Raw genomic sequence first — 20,966 nt, 5'->3', positions numbered from 1 at the left:
TCCTCCTCGTCCTCCTCGGCATCATCTTCATCGTCGCCTTCATCTTCTTCGCCGCCTTCCTCCGGCTCAGCTTCCTTCTCATTTTCGTCGGCGTCCTCCGCCAGTTCTTTTTCGACTGCTTCTTCTTGGTCGGTGGATTCGCTTCCCAGCGACTCCTCCGTGGTGACCGCGATAGCTTCCGTTTCCGCGGTGAGTACGAGGCCGGCGATCGCGCCGAGCCAGGTCTCGCGACGCTGTTCGTACACTTTTACGGCCGCATCAAGATCGTACGCGCGGCGTTCCGCGAACTGGTACGACTTCACGCCCGGCGTCCCGCTTTCCTTCACGAAGCGGATCAGGTTGTATTCCAGGTACGACTTGTCGGCCGGCGCCAAATACAGCTCGAACACCACGTCGGTCCCCGGCTTGCTCCCCTCCGGCTCGAACACCTTGGCGTCGCGGAGCATCACCGGCGCGAGCTGACGGATGTATTCCCCGGTCACTTCCTTCACGTCGTCGATCTTCGGCCACACGCGCACGGCAATCAGCGTCTTCCAGTTTTCGAGCGTTTGCCCCTTCGGCACGTATTCGTTGGTGATCGCCCCGGACTTGTCGACGTTGACGAACGCCAACTGGTAACCGGTGACCACGAATTCCTTGGGCGTCTCCGCGGCGGCGATCCCCGACATCGACGCGACCAACAACAGCCCTGCCAACCAGGTACGCATAATACGCCTCGCGAGTGAAATGCCCGAACACGACGAAAGCTACGGCGCCCGCCTCAGACAGCCGCGCCAGCACAGAGAAAACTTAGGTCACGGACTGTTGTGGCCCGGTCTCCCGATCGGGCCACCGGGCTGACTGACCGAAGGTCTCAAGTCTTGGACGTCGCCCAGCCTGCCGTAACTCGGGTCGGGAGTCCGTGCCACAACGAACCGAGTGGGGCGGGGTAACCAGCCACGAATTCCTGTACCACCCGTTATGAAGGTTACGGTGGGGTAAGACCGCTGTGCTGCTGGAGCGGAGGGATGGGCAGAGGCGACGGCGCAGCCAGCGTCGCGGACCGCCGTGGGCATTCCCATCTCACCGTCGCGCGCAGTCGCGATTGGGGTATCCGATGGGAAGGTCGCCATCCTGCCCACGTTCGCACCTGATCCAGAGGGCTTTGTCGAAAAGACCTGGGGCGTGGAAGACGCGCGACTGACTTGGATCGAAGATCGCGGCGTCTGGATCATCGCCGACTCGGCCTACTCCGCGGCTGGCCCAATGGTGGCGTTGGCGCAGACGAAGGATTTCAAGTCCTTCGAGCGGTTGGGCCCCGTCATGCCGCCGGAAGATAAGGATGCCGCCTTGTTTCCCGAGCGTTTTGGAAATCGCTTCGCGATGATCCACCGCCCGGTCTCGACCGGCCGTTTCGGCGCGCACATCGGGCTCTCTTTCTCGCCGGACCTGACCCACTGGGGCGATCATCACATCTTGTTACATGCGCGACGCGGCGCGTGGCGGGATGCAAACAAGATCGGCCTCAGCCCGCCGCCGCTGGAAACCGACGAGGGTTGGTTGATCCTCTGAGTTGACGATGCACCGCGAACTCCTTGCCGTTGTCGAACGTCACATCGTGCCGCGCGGATTTCGAAATTCGACATTCCACCTCTCCTCCGGGCGCTCCGTGGTGAATCCTCGCCCCGGACTACGGCAGCACGAAGTCCGCGATGAATAGTTGGCTTTCGCGGTCGTCTGTGCGGTTGCTGGTCCACATGAGTTGCTTGCCGTCCGGTGAAAAGACCGGCAGCACGTCGGCCGCGGCGTTGTCGGTGATTCGGGTGATCGGGCCGGGATGAATGCCGTCCTTGGCGACTTCGTATTTCATCAGCCAGAGGTCGTAGTTGGGCCGCGCATTCGGGTCGCTATGATCGGCGCCGGTCCAGATCAGGTACGGCTCGGTCGGATGCCAGTACGGCGCCCAGTTGACGCCCACGGTATCCGTGAGCGCGCGTTCGTGCTCGCCGTCGATGCCGATCACGTAGATCTGCAGGAAGTCTTTTTGCTTGCGATCGCTGCGGAAGACGACCCATTTGCCGTCCGGCGAGATGAACGGCCCGCCGTCGTAGCCGGGTGCATTGGTGAGTTGTCGCAGGTTGCCGCCGTCGGCGTCCATGAGGTACAAGTCCGGATCGCCGTCGCGGTCACTGCAAAAGGCGATGAGTTTGCCGTCCTGGGAGTACGCGCCCTCCGCGTCGTAGCCTTGCGCGTCCGTCAGGCGGTGCAGATTTTTGCCATCCAGATCGGCGGCGAAGATTTCGGAGTACGGATCGAAGTCCCATTGGTAACGGCGACGACGTCCGCTGGCTTTGTCTTCGGCCTGTTGTTGAAGTGCGGCCGTTTCGGTTTCATCCAACTTCGGATCCAGATGGCTCGAAGCGAACAGAATCCCCTTGCCATCCGGCGAGAAGTAGCTGCACGTCGTGCGCCCTCGACCGGTGCTCAGCAACTGGGGTTCCCCGCCGGCCAGGGGCTGCGTGTAGATCTGATAAAAGGGATAGCCCGACGGCACCGCCTGGTAAATGATTTTCGATCCGTCCGGCGAAAAGTAGCCTTCGCCAGCCTTGACCATGCCCTGGGTCACTTGGCGGATGTTGGAAAGCTGCTGAGATTCAATCGAGGCAGCGTCCTGGGCGAAAGCACGGGATGTCGCCAAGCTAGCGATCAGCGAAGCAAAAACGAAACTGCAGAGGGCAAATCGGCGGGACATATTGGATACTTCCAGGTGGGAGGGCGATCAACGGCGCTGCCGCCATTGTATCGCCGCCACGTGGCATTGCCGACCGCCAGAGTTGCCCGCCGAAACACTAGCCCGTAGCGCCAGCGAGGGAGTGAAGACGCCGGTGACAAGCGAATCGACTACGCCAAGCAGACCATATAAGTGCAATCGAAAGCCGTTTGAGTGAACGGGAAGATCGGTCTGGCGTTCATGTCAAGCGATCACCGTCGTCAACTTTCCCTCGCTGGCGCTACGGGCTAGTGAATGCGGGCTCGTGTGTGCGTGCTTCACGCTGATTATTTGATAAACGGCAGTCCCGAAGTCACGCGCTTCGTCGTTGGGCGAACAAAGGCGTCCTCAACCCCGGGACCGCCGTACGCAGGGACCGCGCCTTTAGGGGCAGGCGGGCGCGATCCTCCGACGCTAAAGAAAGGGAACCTCGAAGTCGCCGCGGAAATCCGTGCGGCTGGATGATTGAAAGGGCGTCGTTGCCCAAGTGCTTCGCGGTGTGCCATGAATCGGCCGCGCTACGCGGCATGACGCCACGCGCTCGACCATCCAGAAGAGGCGAATCGAAGTGAGCGACCTCGAAGTGTGTCGCTACTTAAACCCTATGCCACGACTGGCATCTAGTCAAATGAACGACCTTTGATCGACGGAGAAAATATGCGATGAGCGCGGTGACGTCGAAATCGTCGGCGTCGGGAGACGCCTCCTACAGGCGATGGAACGATCGCGTATACTTCTCGCGTGGACGAGCTCGACCAATACGAATACACGCTTCCGAAGGACTTGATCGCGCAGCAACCAGCGTCGCGGCGCGTCGATGCGCGGTTGATGGTGGTGCGCCGGGCGCAGGGAGAAATCGAGCATCACCACATTCGCGATTTACCGCAGTTACTCCAGGCCCCCGACTGCCTGGTATTGAACGACACTCGCGTCGTGCCGGCGCGACTGATCGGCCGGCGCGCTATGACCGGCGGGCGCTGGGAGGGTTTGTTCCTGGCCGACGACGGACAAGGACTCTGGCAAATCCTCGGCAAAACGCGCGGCAAGCTCACGCCCGGCGAGTCGATCCAGTTGACCAATGCGCACGGTCTGGACGACATCGATCTGGTGCTAATCGAAAAACGCGACAACGGCATTTGGATTGCACGGCCGCGCTCGTCGGAAGCGACATTGCCGCTGTTGGAACGCGTGGGCCGCATCCCGTTGCCACACTACATCCGCGAAGGAGCGGCTCTCGACGATGACATCGAGCGCTATCAAACCGTATTCGCCAGGCACGCCGGCTCTGCCGCCGCGCCGACCGCCGGCCTACATTTCAGCCGTGAGCTGCTTGAGCAACTCGAATCGCAAGGCGTTTCATCAGTTCGCGTCACCTTGCACGTGGGCTTGGACACCTTTCGTCCGGTGACGGTGACTTCGCTGGCCGAACACAAGATGCACAGCGAATGGGGCCGTATCGAAGCCGACGCCGTGGAAAAACTCCGCGCCACGCGCGAACGCGGCGGCCGAGTCGTCGCCGTCGGCACCACCGCCACACGCGTCCTGGAAACCGCCGCCCGCTCCGGCGAACTCGCAGCCTGGACTGGCCACACAGAGCTTTTCATCCGCCCGCCGTTTGCGTTTCATGCGGTGAACGCGCTCTTAACCAACTTCCACCTGCCGCGCACCACGCTATTGGTGCTCGTCCGTACCTTCGGCGGCGATGCACTATTGAAGCGTGCTTACGAAGAAGCGATTCGCGAGCGGTATCGGTTTTACAGTTATGGGGACGCGATGCTGGTGGTGTGAGGTGTGAGGTGTGAGGAGTGAGGAGTGAGGAGTCAAGGAGGAATTCGCCAACGTCAGCGGCTATACCAGCCAAACTGCGGTCGCTCATCGACCCAGACTCCCTTGGCGCCGAAACTTGTATTGGGAAGCGTGCGGCGAAACCGCTCCAGCGATTTATTCGCTTTCGATTCCCAAGACTGCGCCGAATCGAAATCGTAGTCGACGTCCATCCAGACAACTCGCACCTCACGCATTCGCCGCAAACGTGCCAGCAGATCGTCGTCAAAGTATTTTTCGGAAAGCTCGATATCTTGAATCGCGGGAAGTTCTTCGAGGTAGTCGAGATCACGTTCAGTGAGTTGAATGCCTTGACAGTCAACGCAATCCACGTCGCGAAAAAACGGCTCTCCCAGCCAGCGCCGCCACCAGGGCCATTGATTGGAAGAGAGAGTTGTCGAAGGCGACAATTTCGGCGCATCATCGCGAGTAACTAACGCGCCGTTGCTTTGACGGATTACATACGGGGCGCCAAAAACGTCCCGTTGATACTCGCGACAAAAGTAGACCTGCGCGCCCAGTCGCTCGAAGTGGACGGCGATCTCCTGTTGTCGATGTGCCCTTTCGGCAACCCGACCGAGATACAGGCAAATAAGCGTCAGCGTGATCAGCAGCGATCGAACGCTAAACCGTCGCCAACGTCTCATCGCGTCATCCTCCCTGACGAACGAAAACGAATTCCGACTTCCTTACTCCTCTTCTCCTTTGCTCCTCTCCTCCTCCCCCCTCAAAACAACTCCATCATCGGCTCGCCGTGATACACCGAAAACGGTCGCCCGAGTTTGTCATGCCACAAGGCATCCTGAGGAATGCCTAACGCATGATAGATCGTCGCGGCCAGCGATTCCGGCGTTTGCGGCGCTTCGGCTGGGAAAGCGGCCTGGCGATCGGACGCGCCGAGGGCGTGGCCGCCTTTCACTCCGCCGCCAGCGAAGAAGACCGTCTGCACGGCGCCCCAGTGATCGCGCCCGGCGTATTTGTAGAACTGCGATAGATGGCTGATCTTCGGCGTGCGGCCGAACTCGCCGGCCATGACGACGAGCGTCGAATCGAGCAATCCGCTCGCGGCCAGATCATCGAGCAAAGCGGAGAGGGCCTGATCCGTCGGCGGGAGCAATTTGTCCTTCAGATGCGGGAAGGCGTCGCCGTGCGTATCCCAGGTTTCGTTGTTACCGAGATTGACTTGCACAAGCGATACGCCGGCCTCGACCAATCGCCGCGCCATCAACAGCGACCAGCCGAAAGAATGTCGGCCGTAGCGCTCTTGCGTTGCTTCGTCGGCTTGCGTGACGTCGAACGCCTGTCGCACGTGCGGCGCGGTCAGGAGCGACGCAGCCGCCTCGCGCTGCCGATCATACGCACCGGTGGCCGCCGTGCGATCGATGTGCTGGCATTGCTCGTCAAGCTGCGTGAGCAAACCGAAGCGGCCGGAAAGCCGCTCCATATTAATTCCCGGCGGCGGCGAGAGATGCGGAGATTGGAACGTGCGCGCGTCGGCCGCGCCGCGCTCCTGATGATCGAACGCAAATTCGGGAAACGCCCCGTACGATTGCGTATGAAACGGCGACGCCTCGATGAACCAAGGATCGCGCGACGGGCCCATCTGTCCGGCGAATTGGCCTGGAATCACGCGCCCCGTGTTATGGACCAAGCGTTCCGGCAGCACGATCGACGAAGGGAGCGGACCGCGCGCCGGGATCGCATCGCCAGCGATCGCGGCCAGCGACGGCCAATCGGTCGGCAGCGGCCGCGTGGGGTCGAAGCCCGGCGGCACTTCTGAACGTCCGGTGAGCATGATCAAATGCCCGGCCGAATGGTCGTTCGAGGTGTGCGTCAAAGAACGGCAGAGCGCCCAATGTTCGCTGCGCGCGGCGAGGCGAGGCAAATGCTCGCAGATTTGCAGGCCCGGTGTTCGCGTGGCAATGGGCTGAAACTCGCCCCGAATCGAATCCGGGGCCGCGGGCTTCAGGTCGAAGCTATCAAGCTGCGAGAGCCCGCCGGAAAGAAAGATATAGATGCAGGCCTTCGCAGGTGGCGCAGTCGCGTTGGCGGCGCGCAACTCGGCGAGGCGCGGAATGCTGAGTCCCAGCAGCCCCAACGTGCCCGCCTGCAAGGCGGCGCGGCGCGAGATCGGAGTCCGCGACAATCGTTGAATACGGTCCCGCATCGGCGTTTCCTTTCCGCCCCTACGATAACGCACGATGCGGCGGCGGTCAAAACGCCTGCGTAGGTCAGCCTTTCCAGGCTGACATTGGCTAACCGCATGTCGACAAGCACGCGAATTCGCAAACCGCGTCGATACGTCAGCCTGGAAAGGCTGACCTACAGTCCAGCATTCAGACCCTGCAAGTCGGCTGGCAAGAAGCGTCCATCCTTGCGCACCAATTCGCCATCAAAATAAATTTCTCCGCCGCCATAGGCGGGCGTTTGGATCAGCACCAGGTCCCAGTGGACGCGGCTCTTGTTGCCGTTGTCGCACTCGTCGTAGGCGTTGCCGGGCGTGAGGTGGATGGAGCCGCCGATCTTTTCGTCGAACAGCGTGTCCAGCATCGGCGCGCGGACGAAGTTGTTGCAGCCGATCGACCATTCGCCGATGTACCGGGCGCCGTCGTCGGCGTCGAGAATCTTGTTGATTTTCTCAGTCTCGTTGGCCGTGGCGCGGACGATCTTGCCGGCCTTGAACTCGAATTCGATCTGATCGAAGACCGTGCCTTGGTAGCGCGACGGCGTGTTGTAACGGATCACACCGTTCACGCTGTCGCGGATCGGCGCGGTAAAGCACTCGCCGTCCGGGATATTCCGTTGGCCCGAACAGGGGCGGACGGGAATGTCTTTGATCGAGAATGAAAGATCGGTGCCGGGGCTGACGATGCGCACCTTGTCCGCGGCTTCCATCCGCTTCACGAGCGGCTTCAGGTCCTCGGCCATCTGGGCGTAGTCGGCGGTGCAGACGTTGAAGTAAAAATCCTCGAACGCGGCGCTGCTCATGTTGGCGGATTGCGCCATGGAGTCAGTCGGGTAGCGGAGCACGACCCATTTCGTCTTCGGCACGCGGACTTCGCTGTGGACCGGGTGCCACCAGTGTTTCTGATAGAGGTCCATTTGCTCGATCGGCACATCGGCGAACTGGCTGCTGTTGGCCGCGCCGCGGATGCCGATGTAGGCCTGCATCTTTTCCATCCGCCCGCGTTCCAGTTCGCCCGCGAGGCTGATATTGGCGGCCGTGCCGGACTTGTAGAGCGAGCGGAGCACGAGGTTATTCTTGAGCGACACCAGCGGCCGCGCGCCAAGCTTCGAAGCCTTCTCGACGAGCCGGCAAACCAGCGTCGGGTCCGGCAGATCGAAAGCCTCGATCAGCACGTTCTCACCCGGCTTCAATTCGCAACTATGCGTGAGCAGAATATCCGCCAGCCGGTCAATCCGCGGGTCGAGCATGGGGATGTGCAGCCAAGAGCCAAGAGGAAAGCTAGGAGCCACTCTCCTAACCTACTTCACCTACTCACTACTTCGCCTACTCCCCCGCACTCGTCACTTTTGCCCTACGCCTCGCTCGGATTGTGCGCCGGTTGATTGGCCGCGCCGAGCTGCGAGAGGACTTGCAGCACGCCGTTCAAGTGGGCCATCCGGGGGCCGAAGCGGTCGACGAATTCGTTGAGGATGAACTCGCCGTCCAGCAGTTGGTCGGCGTTCTCCTCGACTTCGCGGGTCAGGCTTTCCAGGAACTCGCTTTGCACCTGGGTGAGCGTGTCCGCGGCCCGTTTGCAGCTTTTGGCGAGATGCGGATGGGCGGCCTTCCACGCGTTCAGCTCCTGCTGCCGCTGCCGCTGGTGCAGGCCGATCTGGCTGGCGACCGAGGTCATCTGCGTGACCAATTCTTCCATCAACTCATTTTGCCGGTCTTGCGCCGTCAAAAGTTCCCGCAACAGCCGGGCCTGTTCGAATTCAGGGCTGCCGCCACTGGCCGTCCGATCGACGGTCGATCCGGCGGAAATGTCCACTTGGGTGAACAGCGAAGTCGTCGAACGGAGATCCTTGGTCATGCGACGTCCTGGGTGTGAGTCCGGATTCCTTTCAGTATAAGCAGGCCTCCACGGGTGCGTCGAGTAGCCAGCAAAAGCGAGCGCTTAATCGCGCCAACCGGCAGAACCTCCAGCGCCGCATGGGGTTGCCCCGGTTATCAGCGCAGCCGACAATGCAGTTACGAAGATACGCGCTCTCACTCGCCCGTAGCGCAAGCGAGGGAGAATTGACGTCGCTGAGAGTTTGGGCCGAAGCTCACAGCAACGTCCTCTCTCCCTCGCTTGCGCTACGGGCTAGTGTGAGTGGCATCGTGTGAGCCGCGACGAATGCACATTTCTAGGAGCCAGCGGTGGAGATCAGACGGAACCCGACGCGGGCGGTGCGCATTGGGCGCGTCACGATTGGCGCCGGGGAGCGCGTGGCCGTGCAGAGCATGACCGCCACGCACACGCAGGACGTCGAGGCTACCGTCGCTCAGGTCGAGGCCCTGCATCAAGCCGGCGCCGACGTGGTTCGCATTGCGGTCGACAGCACCAAGGACGCCGAAGCCTTGGCTCAGATCCGCGCGCGCACCGAAGCGAATCTCTCCGTCGACTTGCAGGAAAACTTCCGTCTGGCTGAGTTGGTCGCACCGCATGTCGACAAGGTCCGCTACAACCCCGGCCATCTGTACCACCACGAACGACAGAAGCCGTGGCAGGACAAGGTCCGCTTCCTGGTCGATGTGGCAGCGCAGAACGATTGCGCGATTCGCGTCGGCGTGAACTGCGGGTCGGTCGACCCGGCCGTGGCGGAGAAATTTGGCCCCGGGGATTCCATCTCCCCAATGTTGGCCAGCGCCTTTGAGCACTGCGAACTGCTCGACTCGCTCGGCTTCACGCGCTACTGTGTCTCGCTCAAGGATTCCGATCCCAAGAAAGTCATCGAGGTCAATCGCCGCTTCGCCGACGAGCGCCCCGATGTTCCCTTGCACTTGGGCGTCACCGAGGCCGGCATGCCGCCTGACGGCGTAATTAAATCGCGAATCGCGTTCGAGCAACTGTTGAGCCGCGGGATCGGCGACACGTTGCGCGTGTCGCTGACGGTGCCGAACTCGCGCAAGCCGGAGGAAATCGAAGTCGGCCGCCAGATTCTGGCCGACATCGCTTTAGGTCGCGTGCGGAGCGTCGTGGATTACGGCCTCTCGACGCTGAACATCATCAGTTGCCCCAGTTGTTCGCGCGTGGAAAACGAAGCGTTTGTCGAATTGGCCGCACAGGTCAAGGAGATGACCCGTTACGCGTCCGATCATGCGATCACGATCGCCGTGATGGGCTGCCGCGTGAACGGTCCCGGCGAAACCGACGACGCCGACTTGGGCCTCTGGTGCGGCCCGAATCACGTGAACCTCAAGCGCGGCGGCGAACCGCTCGGCGCATTTCCCTACGACGAAATCCTGCCGAAGCTTAAGTACGAATTGGACAGCCTCATCTCCCGCCGCACCGCCGGCGCAATGGGTTAGTTGAGTTACAGGAACTGGTACGTCGGCCTTCTTTCATCATTCTGCATTCATCATTTCATGCTTCCTTCCGCCGGCCACCAAACGCTTTCGTATTTACAGCGGCGCTTCGCCGAGGCCGGTGTGCATCCCAAGGCGCGGCATGGGCAGAATTTTCTCATCGACCTGAACTTGCTGCGCGTGTTGGTGGATTCAGCGAAGGTCGGCCCAAACGACGTCGTGCTCGAAGTTGGCGCGGGAACCGGTTCACTGACGGTCCAATTGGCCAAGCAGGCCGCTTGGGTCGTGACCGTTGAGATCGATCCCGACATGCGAAGGATGGCCGAGGAGCAACTCTCCAGTTGCCGCAACATCACGCTGATCCCTTACGACGCGCTCAAGAACAAGAACACGATCAACCCGCGCGTGTTGGACGCGATCGCGGAGCAACTCGCCGTTTCGCCGGAGCGACGGTTCAAGCTGGCGGCGAATTTGCCTTACAATATTGCCACGCCGCTGATCTCCAACTTGCTGGATCTCGACCGCCCGCCGGAATCGATGACGATCACGATTCAGAAAGAACTCGCCGATCGAATGCTCGCCAAGCCGTGTACCAAGGACTACGGCGCGCTGAGCGTTTGGGTGCAAAGCCAATGCGACATTGAAGTCGCCCGCGTGTTGCCGCCGCAGTCGTTTTGGCCGCGCCCGAAGGTCACTTCCGCGATCATTACGATTTCCGTGCGCGACGATCGGCGCCGCGCGATTCCGGATCGCAAGTTTTTCCATCAGTTCGTCCGCTCCATGTTCTTTCACCGTCGTAAGCTGCTGCGCGGTGAACTGCTGAGCGCTACGAAGGGACACTTAGACAAGCCGGGCGTGGACGCGCTGCTCGCTAGTATGGACTTATTGCCGACTGCTCGCGCTGAAGAGTTGGGCGTGCCGCAGATGCTGGCCCTCTGCCAGGCGGTGCAAAGCGCCACCGGCGCGGTCTAGTACACGCGCTCCGCGTACAGCACACGCGGTTTCGCAGCGCCCGGCGTCCAGAGCACCAGCCCGCCCTCTAGGTGATCCACTTCCGCGACAGCATGCGGCCGGCTGGCGGCGGCTTCGGCCAGAATCGCTTCCATCGCTTGTACGGCGGCGACCGTGGCGCGATCGCTGGCCAGGTCGTTATAGGCGAGTTTCCGCGTAGCCGCGAGTCGTGCCGAACGCTCTTCGGTCGCGCCGCCGAATTCCACGAAGGCGACTTCGCGCGCGAATTGTTCAAGCACTTCAATTCCGTACCCGCGCTGGCTGCGCTCGCCCCAGGGCTCCAGGAACGTGCCGTTGTAGTGGTTGTTGAGCGTGATCTTGCGCTCGTGCGGGGTGCGGCCTTCGATCGTGCATTCCACGCCGCGCTTGCGGCTATGGCCGTTCCAAATACCGTTGTCGAAGCGGAATTGCACTTCCTGCTCGACGTAGCCAGGGAAATTCTCGGGCGTGACCCAACTGGTGTGGATATCGAACGCCGCCTCGCGTCCGTCGTCGTAACCGTAGATCAATCGCAGTTGCACGGAGTCCCACGTCGGGCCGTCCGCCGGGCCGACCAGCCCGCGCTGGCCGTCACAAATGACGGCTTTGAGTCGGCCGCCGAAGGTGAAATCAATCAGCTTGATGTAATGCACCGCGACGTACGTGCCGGGATTGCGACCGACGATCCACTCCGAGAACTGATTGCCGGAGATCGATTTCGGTTCCAAGAGGGAGCAGTACCCATGATTCACATGTTTCAAATCGCCGTCGGCGACGAGCGTGCGGAGTTTCTTGTGGTCGGGGTCCAGCAGCTTGTGATAGACGACCTTGGCCAGCACGTTTTGTTTGCGAGCCGCCGCGACGAGCTCATCAAGTTGCGCGAGCGTCAACACCGACGGCTTCTCGATCAGCACATGCTTACCGGCCGCGATGGCCGCGTGGGCCGCGTCGAAATGGCGATCATCCGGCGTGGCGATGCACACGACGTCTACCGGTTCGCGCAACAACTGCCCAATTGCGTCCGGCTCGGTACAGATGGCGAAGTTACCCAGCGAATTCACGAGTTGCTCGCGATGCTGATTCGCCCGGGCGCCCGTGCGGCTCGCCATCGCGGACAACTCCACGCGGCAAACGCCAAACGCGGGATCGTAAAGCGGGCGGCGCGCCACGGCCTCGAAAAACGGCCGGTAGGTTTCCTCAAAAATCATCCCCACGCCGACCATGCCGACGCGGAGAGTGGAAAGGGGGACGGTGGGGGGCATGGTTCATCTAGTGATGAGTGATGAGTGCGGAGTGATGAGTATGTAAGAAAAATCGCCACGCGAAAGGGGCGCTTTGGTCTTTCCTGTACTCATCACTCATCACTCCGCACTCATCACTTCCCCGTCACCCCACCACGCTCCGCCGGTGGTTCAGATAGTCCCAGACCACGTACCGGTCCAGGTCTTTGCCGGCGCTGAAGAAAACGCGGCCGCGGGTTGACTCGGCCAGACGATAGGCGAACTGGATGTCCTCGCGGGACTGTGACCAGTTCGAGAGCAGGAACAAGTTGATGGTGATGCCCTCGCGGCGGCAGGCCTGGCCTTCGCGCATCGTGGCTTCTTCGGTCATGCGATGAGGCGGGTAGAGCAGGTGCAGCAGGCTCCCCTCGAAATGGGCCGTCGGGAGGCCGTCGGTGATCAAGATCACCTGCCGATTGGGCGTATCCTGCGCGGCCAGGAACCGCCGAGCCAGTTGCAGCCCATGCTGCAGGTTCGTGAAGTGCGGCGGCACGTCGAACTCGCTGGCCTCTTCCCGGCTCATGTCGAACCGCAACGCGATTCGCGGATGTGACAACGTGGGAATCTTCGGCAACAGCGTGGCGATCTCGCTGGAGTGCCGCGGCTTGGCGAAAGAATAGATTTCGACGAATTGCAGGAAGTCGCCGGGATACTCGCTGCGAATCAAGCCGTCGAGCGCAAGCGCCATCCGCTTGACGTTCACATACTGGCCGCCATAGCGCATCGAACCGCTCATGTCCATCAGCACCACCGTGGCACATTTCGGCGAGTTACGCGTGCGATGGACGACGATGTCTTCCGTTTTGAGTCGAATCGGCAACTGAGCGCCGCCGCGGACCATGGCGTTCACGAGCGTTTGCGGCAGGTCGATGTTGGCAATCGAATCGCCGAATTCGTATTCCTTCACGCTCGGCAGCTCGACGGCTCCTTCGCCGATGATCGGGCCTTGATGCCGGCCGCTGCGCGCCGCCTGCAACTGGCTGAAAATCTGATCGAGCAACTTGCCCTGGAAGATGCGCGTCGCCTTGGGGGTGAGCCGATAGCCTTCCTTGGTGCGTTCCAGCCCTTGCTGTTCGGCCAGCTCGCGCATCATCGCCTCGACGCGCTGCTGCATCTCGTTCAACTCACGCATCTGCTCCGGGTCGGCGTATTCGGAGAGGTCCTGGAAGTCGATGACGGCAATTTGCGCGGTGCGCTTCGCCTCTTCGAGCTGCTTAATGAGCCGGTCGATCGTTTCCAGTTCTTCCCTGATGGCGATCGCCTGCTCGACCGACATGCCTTGGCGCCCGGTGAACGCATATTTTCCGGCCAGTTCGTCGACCCCGTACTTGTTGCCCAGGCGATCGATGAGTTGCACCATCTCGCGGGCGAACTTGGAGCTATCGTCTCCCGACGCGTACCAGAGCATTTCCAAGTCGCGGATCTGCTCTTCGCGGACGGCCTGTTGAAACAACTTAGCGAGCTTGCCGGGCGGCTTCATACGGCCCGCGACGTCGAGGTATTCCTGCTTGACTTTTTTCTGGACCGACTCGGTCTCATACTTCGCCAGGATCTTGCGCTTCCGCTCGCGCAGCATTTCCAGCAGCATGTTCAGGCTCGGACCCAGGCCAGCGATTTGACTGGGATCGATGCGGATCGCCCGGGCGAGCTCCTCGTCGGTCAGTTCGCTCAGATCGCCATACGCGAGCATGTGCTCGAAGGCGGGCGTGACCAGGTCGGGTGGGGGCTCAGTGGGGCTCGGAAACTGCTGCGGATCGTACTTTTGGTACGTATGAATAATGCCGCCAAGCGGCCGAGGTTCCGACATCGATGTTGCTCCGGGTTTGCGCCTCGGCAATTGTAGCGCGATCCAAGCGGACGCCCAGAGCATAGCTTGGGTGGCTGGGGTCGAATGTACTCATTCGCCCCCAGCAATAAAGTCTGGGAGCGAGCGAGTACGCTCGGCCCCAGCCACCCGGCGATTGGCTTTGGCAAAGTCTGTTACTTCGACGCCACGCCCCCCGCCTCGTAGACCACGACGCAGTCCGGAATCGCCTTTTTCAGCGAATCCACCGCTGCCGGCGTGACCGCCGTCTTCTTGAGCGTTAACTTCTTGAGCGCCTTGAGCGATTCCAAATGCTTGAGCCCGGCGTCGGTGATTTTGGTGCTGCTGAGGTCCAGGTCCGCCAGCTTGGACAGTCCGGCCAGGTGCTCCAGCGTGGCGTCGCCGGCCTCAGTTTCGAGCAGGCTCAAGGTCTTTAAGTTCTTCAAGTTCGCCAGCGGGGCCGTGCCGGCGTCCGTGATGCGAGTGTGCCAGAGGTTCAGCAACTCGACCGACGTCAATTTGCCGACATGGGCGAGCCCTTCGTCATTCAAGCGGGTTTCACTGAGGTCCAAGTTAATCAGCCCGGTCATGCCGCTCAGATGATTGAGACCCGTCCCACGGAGCGGAATATCACGCAGCGAGAGCCGCTTCATCTTGGTGAAGCCAGCCAGGTGCGCGATCCCCGCGTCCGTGACGCTGGAGCAGCGGAACAAGTACAACTCGTCGAGCGCCGTGTGCGGCGTCAGGCTTTCCAGCCCGCGGTTGGAAATCTGCGTGTCTTCCAGCGCCAAACCCTTGAGCTTCTTCAAGCCCTTGAGGTATTCGAGCCCCTGGTCGCTAACGGCCGGATTGCGCAGGCGAAGTCGTTCGAGGTTTTCGAGCGCTTGCAATTGTTCCAGGCCGGAGTCCGTCACCAGCACGCAGCCGCGCAGGTCCAACACGCGGAGCTTCTTCATGGTCGAGATCGTTCCGAGCGCGACATCGCCGATGTTGTTGTAGAGCAAATGCAATTGCTCCAGCGACGACATCTTCGCCACGTGTTCCATGGCGGCGTCGGTCATATTGGTGGAGCGACGCAAGTTAAGCGACTTGAGCTCCTTCAACGCCTGCAGCAGCGCGACGCCGTCGTCGGTGATCTCCGTATTCTCGAGCGTGAGGTCCTTCAGCTTCGCAAAGCCGGCGAGCTTGCCGACGCCTTCGTTGTTGATGTTCGCGCCCCAGAGTTTCAGCTTTTCCAAATTCGGAAATGCGGCCAGCAGCAGGTCGATGTCGGCATTGCCGGCCTGGCGCTCATAGAGATCCACGCCGATCACCACGCCCGCGGGGTTCTTTTCCACCGAGCCGACGAGAATCTCGATCCGCTTCAACGCCGCGTCTTCCGCCTCGGAAGCGTTCGAAACGCGAGACCCCGCGGCGAACGCGGCGGCAATTAACAACACTCCCCAAAGACGGGTTTTCATGGCGGAGGGGCTCCGTGGCAGGCGCGTGGATCGAGGCAATGTGCCTCGGCAGTCAGTGACGTGGACTCTAGATTACCAGAGCGGCTGCGCGACGAAAACTGGGGCGAATGCTCGCCACTGACCTGAATCGGAACTTGAACCGTCTTAACCGACCGCGTCCAGCATCGACTGTGGGAGGCGTCTCCGACGCCGAAGATACGGCGCTGCTCAGTCCTGCAAGTCCGAACTGCAATCACCGCCCTCTCCATCGGCGTCGGAGACGCCTCCCACAGTCTTCTCACTGTTCGACCTGCTACACCTGGGCTAGCATGTCGAGTGGCATGATTCGATCCCTCGGTCCGAGAAACGCCCGATGACTTCCGCCGCTGATTTCGCCGGTTTGCGCGTCGCTTCGTTCGAGAGTCGGAAAGCGGACGACATGCGGCGGATGATCGAGCGATTCGGCGGGCAAGCGTTCGTCAGTCCGTCGATGCGCGAGGTGCAACTCGGCGACAATCCGCCGGCGGTCGATTTCGCCCATCGCTTGATCGGCGGCGAGATCGAGATGGTCATTCTGATGACGGGCGTCGGCACGCGCTATCTGGTCAGCCAGGTGGAACGGCAGATTGGGCGCGAGCGTTTTCTCAACGCGCTGTCCGATGTCGTGACCGTCGCCCGCGGTCCGAAGCCGGTTTTGGCCATGCGGGAGTTCGGCCTGGAAGTAACGCACAAGGTCCCGGAACCGAACACCTGGCGCGACGTGCTGACCACTCTGGATCAGGTGTCGCCAGTGTTGAATCTCACCGTGGGCCTGCAAGAATACGGCCTGCCGAATCCCAGCCTGGTCGCCGGACTTGAAGCGCGCGGGGCCCGCGTGATCACCGTCAAGGTTTACGGCTGGGACTTGCCGGAAGAGATGGCGCCGCTCGAAACAAATCTCCTCGCGATCGTGGCCGGCGAACGCGACGCGATGATGTTCACGTCGGCGCATCAAGTGATCAACGTGCTGGCCGTGGCGCGGCGATTGGAAATCGCCGAACAACTGCGCGAACAGTTAGGCAAGGTCGTGGTGTGTTCCATCGGGCCGACGACGAGCGAAATGCTCAGGCATCAGGGTTGGCCGGTCGACCTGGAGCCGGAACATCCGAAGATGGGGCATCTGGTGCAAAGCGCCGCCGAACGTTGCGGTGCGCTGCTGGAACGCAAACGCCGTGTGCATTTAATTCTGTCTGCGCCGACCGCCGCGACATCGAGTGATGATCGCACCGCGCCGTGGTATGACAGCCCGTTCATGAAGGCCTGCCGCCGGGAACCGTCGAACGTCACGCCAATCTGGTTAATGCGCCAAGCGGGCCGGTACATGCCGGAATACCGCGCGGTCCGGGCGAAGACCTCGTTCCTGGAGTTGTGCAAGAATCCGCAGCTTTGCGCGGAAGTGATGCTCACGGCTGTCGAACGATTGGGAGTCGATGCGGCGATTATCTTCTCCGACCTGCTGCCCATGCTGGAGCCGATGGGCCTAGAGCTGGAATTCGCCAAGGGGGAAGGCCCGGTCATTCACAATCCAGTGCGTGAGGCCGACGACCTCGATCGCGTAGCGGAACTGGAAAGCGTCGACGCGCTCGATTTCGTGATGCAGACCGTGAAGCTGACGCGCGCGGGTCTCAAGCCGGAGATTCCGCTCATCGGCTTCGCGGGCGCGCCGTTCACGTTAGCGAGCTACACCATCGAAGGGGGCGCGAGCCGGAATTTTCTCCACACGAAGACGCTGATGTACCGCGACGAAGGCGCCTGGCACGAATTGCTGGGCCGTCTCGCGCGGAGTGTGGCGCGATACTTGAACGCGCAACTCGCGGCTGGCGCGCAGGCCGTGCAGATTTTCGATAGTTGGGTCGGGTGCCTGTCGCCCGACGACTATCGCCGCTACGTGCTGCCGCACACCAAAGCGGTCATCGACGCCGTGCGCCCCGGCGCGCCGGTGATCAACTTCGCCACCGGCAATCCGGCGCTGTTACCGGCCTTGAGCGAGGCGGGCGGCGCGGTGATCGGCGTCGATTGGCGAATCGGGCTGGACGAAGCCTGGAAAACGGTCGGTTACGATCGCGGCGTGCAAGGCAATCTCGACCCGGCGATTCTGTTCGCGCCGCGCGAGGAAATTCGCCGCGGCGCTAGCGATGTACTGAATAAGGCCGCGAATCGGCCCGGCCACATCTTCAACCTCGGCCACGGCGTCCACGAGCATACGCCGGTCGATAACGTCATCGCGCTGGTGGATATGGTCCACGAGTTGAGCCAACGCTAATCGTTCCGCGTCGCTCTGCTTGAGACGGCGTTAGCAGCGCGCCGATTTCCGTTTCCGTCCGATGCGGCCCATGGTGCGAATTTTGTCGATGTATTCCGTGGCCAGCGGGACTTTGCACGAGGTGTCCCCCATGTCGACTTCCACTGCGCCGATTTTCTTCGCTACTTTGTAGGCGTGCGCCATGAGCGGTTCGACGTAAGCCGCGACGCCAATGACGAAGCCGTTCATGGAATAGCGCGTGCGGTTTTTCGCCGTGTGAATCTCGCGCGCGACGCGGTCGAGCAGTTTTTTGAGTTCGCCGAGCGGGAGTTCGTCGTCCGGCGTGATCGAGACCCAGCCGGTGAGCGTCGCCCAACCGGCGCCGGCGATGAGCTCTAGCTTTGAGTCGATCCACTCCCAACCGAGTTCCCGAGCGTGCGGACTCTCCGCGGCTACGCCGGCGACGGCATAGTCGCTCAGCATCGACCAATGCGCCCCTTTGGCCCAACGCTTCAAGTCGGACTTTTTCATCTGCGCCGGATCGGCCGCGATGCCAGCCAGATACATGGCATCGGCATTGCCCGTTTCGAACAGCGCGAGGGCCAGCGCGTGATCGCCCTTGAAGCGTTTGTGGAGCTTCTTCAACTCTTCGATCTTGACGCCGAAGCACGGCTCACGCGCGCCGTGTTTCATCAGCGTGCGCTTCGTCGTGGGATTGCCGAGACGTTCCAGTTCCCGCATTACTTCGTCGACAGTCATGGCGCTGGCTCGCAGTAAATGGCCGGAAGATCACCGGCCCACATTTTGCGATCGCGCCTACGCCGAAGCAACAGAAATTGCCGGATGTTACAACAAGCTATCGCGGACGAGACGTATTCCGCTGGGGCTTGGCGAACATCGCCTGGGCGGCCGCGTCGCGGCGCGCGAGCTGTCCGCTCGATTCGCGCGGCGTGGTGCGGCCGACGCTCACGTTCCGGGAGCGAAAATCGCCGCCGGAGCGCTGGCTCACCGGCGGAGCGTTCGGATCGATCGTCTCGGGCGGCGCGGCTGGCGTCGGGCTGGCCGGAGCGAACACCGGACGCGTCGGCACCGGATGCAGGCGCGGTTCCGCGCCCAGCATTGCACCGCCGTCGCCATCGCCGCTCCAGCCGTCCATCGCCTGGCACTCGGCGCAATCGCAGTCGCCGGGGCACGCCTCGTAGTCGTCGTGGCGGCCGAGGAGGTGGCTCACGCGGTTCAGTTCCAGCGCCATATCGCAGCGAACGACGAAGCCTTTGCGCTCGCAGCAACCCAGAGGCGCGGCCAGCCCGATGAGCAGCATGAGCGTGGCGTAAAGCCTGGCGCCGGACATGGAATTGGCCTCCGCGGAACGTCGGCGCCCGGACGGAAGAATTGCGCGCCCGGGACACCGCATGGAAGATCGGCCGCGCAATGCCGGCAAATTGAACCTAACCGGCAGATTTTGCCTATGAGGCGCGAATTAACGCGATTCCGAATCAACGGCCGGCGGCCCGCCTAGGCTTACGTCACGACGGAGTTGCGTCCAAAGCCAGCAGCAATCGGGCCAGGCGAGCACAACGTAGCACACCACGCCGATCGCGATCTGCAGCGCCAGGGAGAAGATGGTATCGAGCGGCGCGACTTGCCTGGTTTGCCAAGTCCAACCGTAGGCCCCCAGATGCGCCGCGACTACGCAGACTCCCATCAAAAGCGATGCGAGCAAGGGTCGCAGGATCGCACTGACCCAGGCCTGGATAGGCACATTGAGCGTGCGGAGCGACCAGACCTGATACGGAATGAATAGCCCGATCGACGCCGCGGCGTACCAACCGGCGAGGATGGTGACCGTATCCGGATCGTCGCGGAACCAACTCAGAATGGCGAAGCTAAGCAAGCTCATCGTCGTGGCGAAGGCGACCGACGCGGCGAACAGCCGATCGGCGCGCCCGACGGCGGCCAAGGCGCTCGACGTGGTGTTGATGAAGCCTTGGACGAGAATCGTCGGCGCCAGGGCGCGCAACACTTCGCCCGCGCCGTGCCAGTTCCGGCCGCCGAGCAACAGCATGACGTCCGGCGCGGTGACGCACAGGCCGACGGCGACCGGAAACATTGCCGTGGAGATCAGGCGTTGAAAGCCGAGATACACCTCGCGGAACGCGACCGCGTCGGCGCGCGCTCTTGCCAACGCCGGCAACATCAGGCTGTTCAATGGCGCCGTCAGCAGATACACCGGCCGCATCATGAAGTTGAAGGCCTGCGTGTAGTAGCCGGCGGCGACGCGGCCGTCCGCTTTCAAGAGCGCGCCGAGCAGGAGCTTGTCCACGTTGCCGGCCAGAAAGAACATCAGCCCCGCCCCCGCGAAGTGACTGCCGAAACCGAGCAATTGGCGCGCATCGGGATGGCGGCGCGGCGTCCCCGGCCTCCAACCGGCGGTCCACCAACAGAGCGCCGTGGTGACGCCGACCTCGACATACTGTTGCGCCACGAGACTCCAGATGCCGGCCCCGCGCAACGCGAGCTGCACGGCGGCGAAACCTGCGCCAGCCTGCGCCGCCAGTCGCACGAGCGCCAGCGCTTTCCAATTCATCGCGCGCTCCAGCAGCGCCTGATGTTGCGTGCCGAGCGACGCCAAGAACGATGCGCCGGCGAGGTAAAATGTGATCCAGCCGGCCGACGCGTCTCCATACGCCCAGGCAACCAGCGGCGCTGCGCACGCGGTCAGCACCATCGTCGCCGCGCCGATCCAGACATTCCACCAAAAGAGCGACGTCGAGGTCTCGGCCGACATTTCCTCGCGCTGCACGGCCGTGGCGCCCAGGCCGAGCGTGGTCAGGTTGCGGACCAACATCAGCACCGGCACGACCACGCCGAAGAGCCCGTAGTCCTCCAGCGACAGCCGCCGGTAGAGGGTCGCCAGCACAAGGAGCGAGATGAGTTGCGACGCGACCTGCGCCGCCAGCGCGATCCGCGCCCCGCGACGTACCAACTGCTTGAGCCGCGTTCCGCGCGCCTCCGCCTCGCTCTCGCGATCGTGTGCAGTCAATGTGGCGGTCCGGGAAGGGATCGAAGTGACGCCGCAAG

The 20,966-nt window shown here is 62.1% G+C and carries 17 protein-coding genes; 5 read left to right on the top strand and 12 right to left on the bottom strand.

Annotated elements, in window-relative coordinates:
• A partial coding sequence (locus SGJ19_13840; protein MDZ4781332.1) for a hypothetical protein occupies window positions 1-707 on the bottom strand: 707 nt, incomplete at its 3' end.
• A gap of 340 nt (window positions 708-1,047) precedes the next feature.
• On the opposite strand from SGJ19_13840, the gene SGJ19_13835 reads away from it, so the two are divergent.
• Window positions 1,048-1,551 (top strand): hypothetical protein, encoded by a 504-nt coding sequence (locus SGJ19_13835; protein MDZ4781331.1) that lies wholly within the window; start codon window positions 1,048-1,050, stop codon window positions 1,549-1,551.
• Window positions 1,552-1,669: 118 nt separating this feature from the next.
• Here the strand turns inward: SGJ19_13835 and SGJ19_13830 are convergent, their stop codons facing one another.
• Entirely contained in the window at window positions 1,670-2,731 is a 1,062-nt protein-coding gene (locus tag SGJ19_13830; GenBank protein MDZ4781330.1) for a biopolymer transporter Tol, read from the bottom strand.
• A 759-nt stretch (window positions 2,732-3,490) separates the two neighbouring features.
• Between SGJ19_13830 and queA the strand changes: the two genes are divergently transcribed.
• Window positions 3,491-4,537 carry a tRNA preQ1(34) S-adenosylmethionine ribosyltransferase-isomerase QueA gene (gene queA, locus SGJ19_13825; GenBank protein ID MDZ4781329.1) on the top strand — a complete coding sequence of 349 codons (1,047 nt, stop codon included), beginning with the start codon at window positions 3,491-3,493 and terminating at the stop codon, window positions 4,535-4,537.
• A gap of 53 nt (window positions 4,538-4,590) precedes the next feature.
• Here queA and SGJ19_13820 read toward each other — a convergent pair whose 3' ends face one another.
• From SGJ19_13820 to SGJ19_13805, 4 genes are all read right to left on the bottom strand, one after another.
• The gene (locus SGJ19_13820) at window positions 4,591-5,220 is read right to left on the bottom strand and encodes a hypothetical protein (protein ID MDZ4781328.1); all 630 of its coding nucleotides are present in this window, start codon (window positions 5,218-5,220) and stop codon (window positions 4,591-4,593) included.
• A gap of 80 nt (window positions 5,221-5,300) precedes the next feature.
• The gene (locus SGJ19_13815; protein MDZ4781327.1) at window positions 5,301-6,740 is read right to left on the bottom strand and encodes a DUF1501 domain-containing protein; all 1,440 of its coding nucleotides are present in this window, start codon (window positions 6,738-6,740) and stop codon (window positions 5,301-5,303) included.
• 155 nt (window positions 6,741-6,895) lie between these two features.
• Window positions 6,896-8,008, bottom strand: a complete 1,113-nt coding sequence (locus SGJ19_13810) for an aminopeptidase (protein ID MDZ4781326.1) — start codon at window positions 8,006-8,008, stop codon at window positions 6,896-6,898.
• A 104-nt stretch (window positions 8,009-8,112) separates the two neighbouring features.
• Window positions 8,113-8,613 carry a hypothetical protein gene (locus SGJ19_13805; protein ID MDZ4781325.1) on the bottom strand — a complete coding sequence of 167 codons (501 nt, stop codon included), beginning with the start codon at window positions 8,611-8,613 and terminating at the stop codon, window positions 8,113-8,115.
• A 329-nt stretch (window positions 8,614-8,942) separates the two neighbouring features.
• Between SGJ19_13805 and ispG the strand changes: the two genes are divergently transcribed.
• Window positions 8,943-10,094 carry a (E)-4-hydroxy-3-methylbut-2-enyl-diphosphate synthase gene (gene ispG, locus SGJ19_13800; protein ID MDZ4781324.1) on the top strand — a complete coding sequence of 384 codons (1,152 nt, stop codon included), beginning with the start codon at window positions 8,943-8,945 and terminating at the stop codon, window positions 10,092-10,094.
• A 57-nt stretch (window positions 10,095-10,151) separates the two neighbouring features.
• Complete coding sequence (rsmA, locus tag SGJ19_13795; GenBank protein ID MDZ4781323.1) at window positions 10,152-11,063, top strand: 16S rRNA (adenine(1518)-N(6)/adenine(1519)-N(6))-dimethyltransferase RsmA; 912 nt, start codon at window positions 10,152-10,154, stop codon at window positions 11,061-11,063.
• Here rsmA and SGJ19_13790 read toward each other — a convergent pair.
• From SGJ19_13790 to SGJ19_13780, 3 genes are all read right to left on the bottom strand, one after another.
• Window positions 11,060-12,343: a Gfo/Idh/MocA family oxidoreductase gene (locus SGJ19_13790; GenBank protein ID MDZ4781322.1), complete on the bottom strand. Its 1,284-nt coding sequence runs from the start codon at window positions 12,341-12,343 to the stop codon at window positions 11,060-11,062. The genes rsmA and SGJ19_13790 overlap by 4 nt on opposite strands.
• Window positions 12,344-12,467: 124 nt before the next feature.
• Window positions 12,468-14,168, bottom strand: a complete 1,701-nt coding sequence (locus SGJ19_13785) for a VWA domain-containing protein (GenBank protein ID MDZ4781321.1) — start codon at window positions 14,166-14,168, stop codon at window positions 12,468-12,470.
• Window positions 14,169-14,341: 173 nt separating this feature from the next.
• On the bottom strand, window positions 14,342-15,625 hold the full coding sequence (locus SGJ19_13780) for a hypothetical protein (GenBank protein MDZ4781320.1): 1,284 nt from the start codon (window positions 15,623-15,625) through the stop codon (window positions 14,342-14,344).
• Between the two features lie 352 nt (window positions 15,626-15,977).
• Here SGJ19_13780 and hemE point away from each other — a divergent pair, with 352 nt between their 5' ends.
• Window positions 15,978-17,906 (top strand): uroporphyrinogen decarboxylase, encoded by a 1,929-nt coding sequence (gene hemE / locus SGJ19_13775; GenBank protein MDZ4781319.1) that lies wholly within the window; start codon window positions 15,978-15,980, stop codon window positions 17,904-17,906.
• A gap of 30 nt (window positions 17,907-17,936) precedes the next feature.
• On the opposite strand, the gene SGJ19_13770 is transcribed toward hemE, so the two are convergent.
• The 3 genes from SGJ19_13770 to SGJ19_13760 form a co-directional block, all read right to left on the bottom strand.
• The gene (locus SGJ19_13770) at window positions 17,937-18,644 is read right to left on the bottom strand and encodes a DNA alkylation repair protein (GenBank protein MDZ4781318.1); all 708 of its coding nucleotides are present in this window, start codon (window positions 18,642-18,644) and stop codon (window positions 17,937-17,939) included.
• 97 nt (window positions 18,645-18,741) lie between these two features.
• Window positions 18,742-19,236 carry a hypothetical protein gene (locus tag SGJ19_13765; GenBank protein MDZ4781317.1) on the bottom strand — a complete coding sequence of 165 codons (495 nt, stop codon included), beginning with the start codon at window positions 19,234-19,236 and terminating at the stop codon, window positions 18,742-18,744.
• Between the two features lie 129 nt (window positions 19,237-19,365).
• Window positions 19,366-20,928, bottom strand: coding sequence for a lipopolysaccharide biosynthesis protein (locus SGJ19_13760; protein ID MDZ4781316.1), 1,563 nt, complete (start codon window positions 20,926-20,928; stop codon window positions 19,366-19,368).
• Between the last annotated feature and the right edge of the window lie 38 nt (window positions 20,929-20,966).

The sequence above is a fragment of the Planctomycetia bacterium genome (assembly GCA_034440135.1).
GTDB lineage: Bacteria > Planctomycetota > Planctomycetia > Pirellulales > JALHLM01 > JALHLM01.
This window is presented reverse-complemented; position numbering and strand designations above follow the sequence as displayed.

Bases quoted from the DNA above. Each gene is read 5' to 3' on its own strand.
- SGJ19_13830 (MDZ4781330.1), bottom strand. From the start codon at position 2,731: ATGTCCCGCCGATTTGCCCTCTGCAGTTTCGTTTTTGCTTCGCTGATC.
- SGJ19_13820 (MDZ4781328.1), bottom strand. From the start codon at position 5,220: ATGAGACGTTGGCGACGGTTTAGCGTTCGATCGCTGCTGATCACGCTG.
- SGJ19_13815 (MDZ4781327.1), bottom strand. From the start codon at position 6,740: ATGCGGGACCGTATTCAACGATTGTCGCGGACTCCGATCTCGCGCCGC.
- SGJ19_13810 (MDZ4781326.1), bottom strand. From the start codon at position 8,008: ATGCTCGACCCGCGGATTGACCGGCTGGCGGATATTCTGCTCACGCAT.
- SGJ19_13805 (MDZ4781325.1), bottom strand. From the start codon at position 8,613: ATGACCAAGGATCTCCGTTCGACGACTTCGCTGTTCACCCAAGTGGAC.
- rsmA (MDZ4781323.1), top strand. From the start codon at position 10,152: ATGCTTCCTTCCGCCGGCCACCAAACGCTTTCGTATTTACAGCGGCGC.
- SGJ19_13790 (MDZ4781322.1), bottom strand. From the start codon at position 12,343: ATGCCCCCCACCGTCCCCCTTTCCACTCTCCGCGTCGGCATGGTCGGC.
- SGJ19_13785 (MDZ4781321.1), bottom strand. From the start codon at position 14,168: ATGTCGGAACCTCGGCCGCTTGGCGGCATTATTCATACGTACCAAAAG.
- SGJ19_13780 (MDZ4781320.1), bottom strand. From the start codon at position 15,625: ATGAAAACCCGTCTTTGGGGAGTGTTGTTAATTGCCGCCGCGTTCGCC.
- hemE (MDZ4781319.1), top strand. From the start codon at position 15,978: ATGACTTCCGCCGCTGATTTCGCCGGTTTGCGCGTCGCTTCGTTCGAG.
- SGJ19_13770 (MDZ4781318.1), bottom strand. From the start codon at position 18,644: ATGACTGTCGACGAAGTAATGCGGGAACTGGAACGTCTCGGCAATCCC.
- SGJ19_13765 (MDZ4781317.1), bottom strand. From the start codon at position 19,236: ATGTCCGGCGCCAGGCTTTACGCCACGCTCATGCTGCTCATCGGGCTG.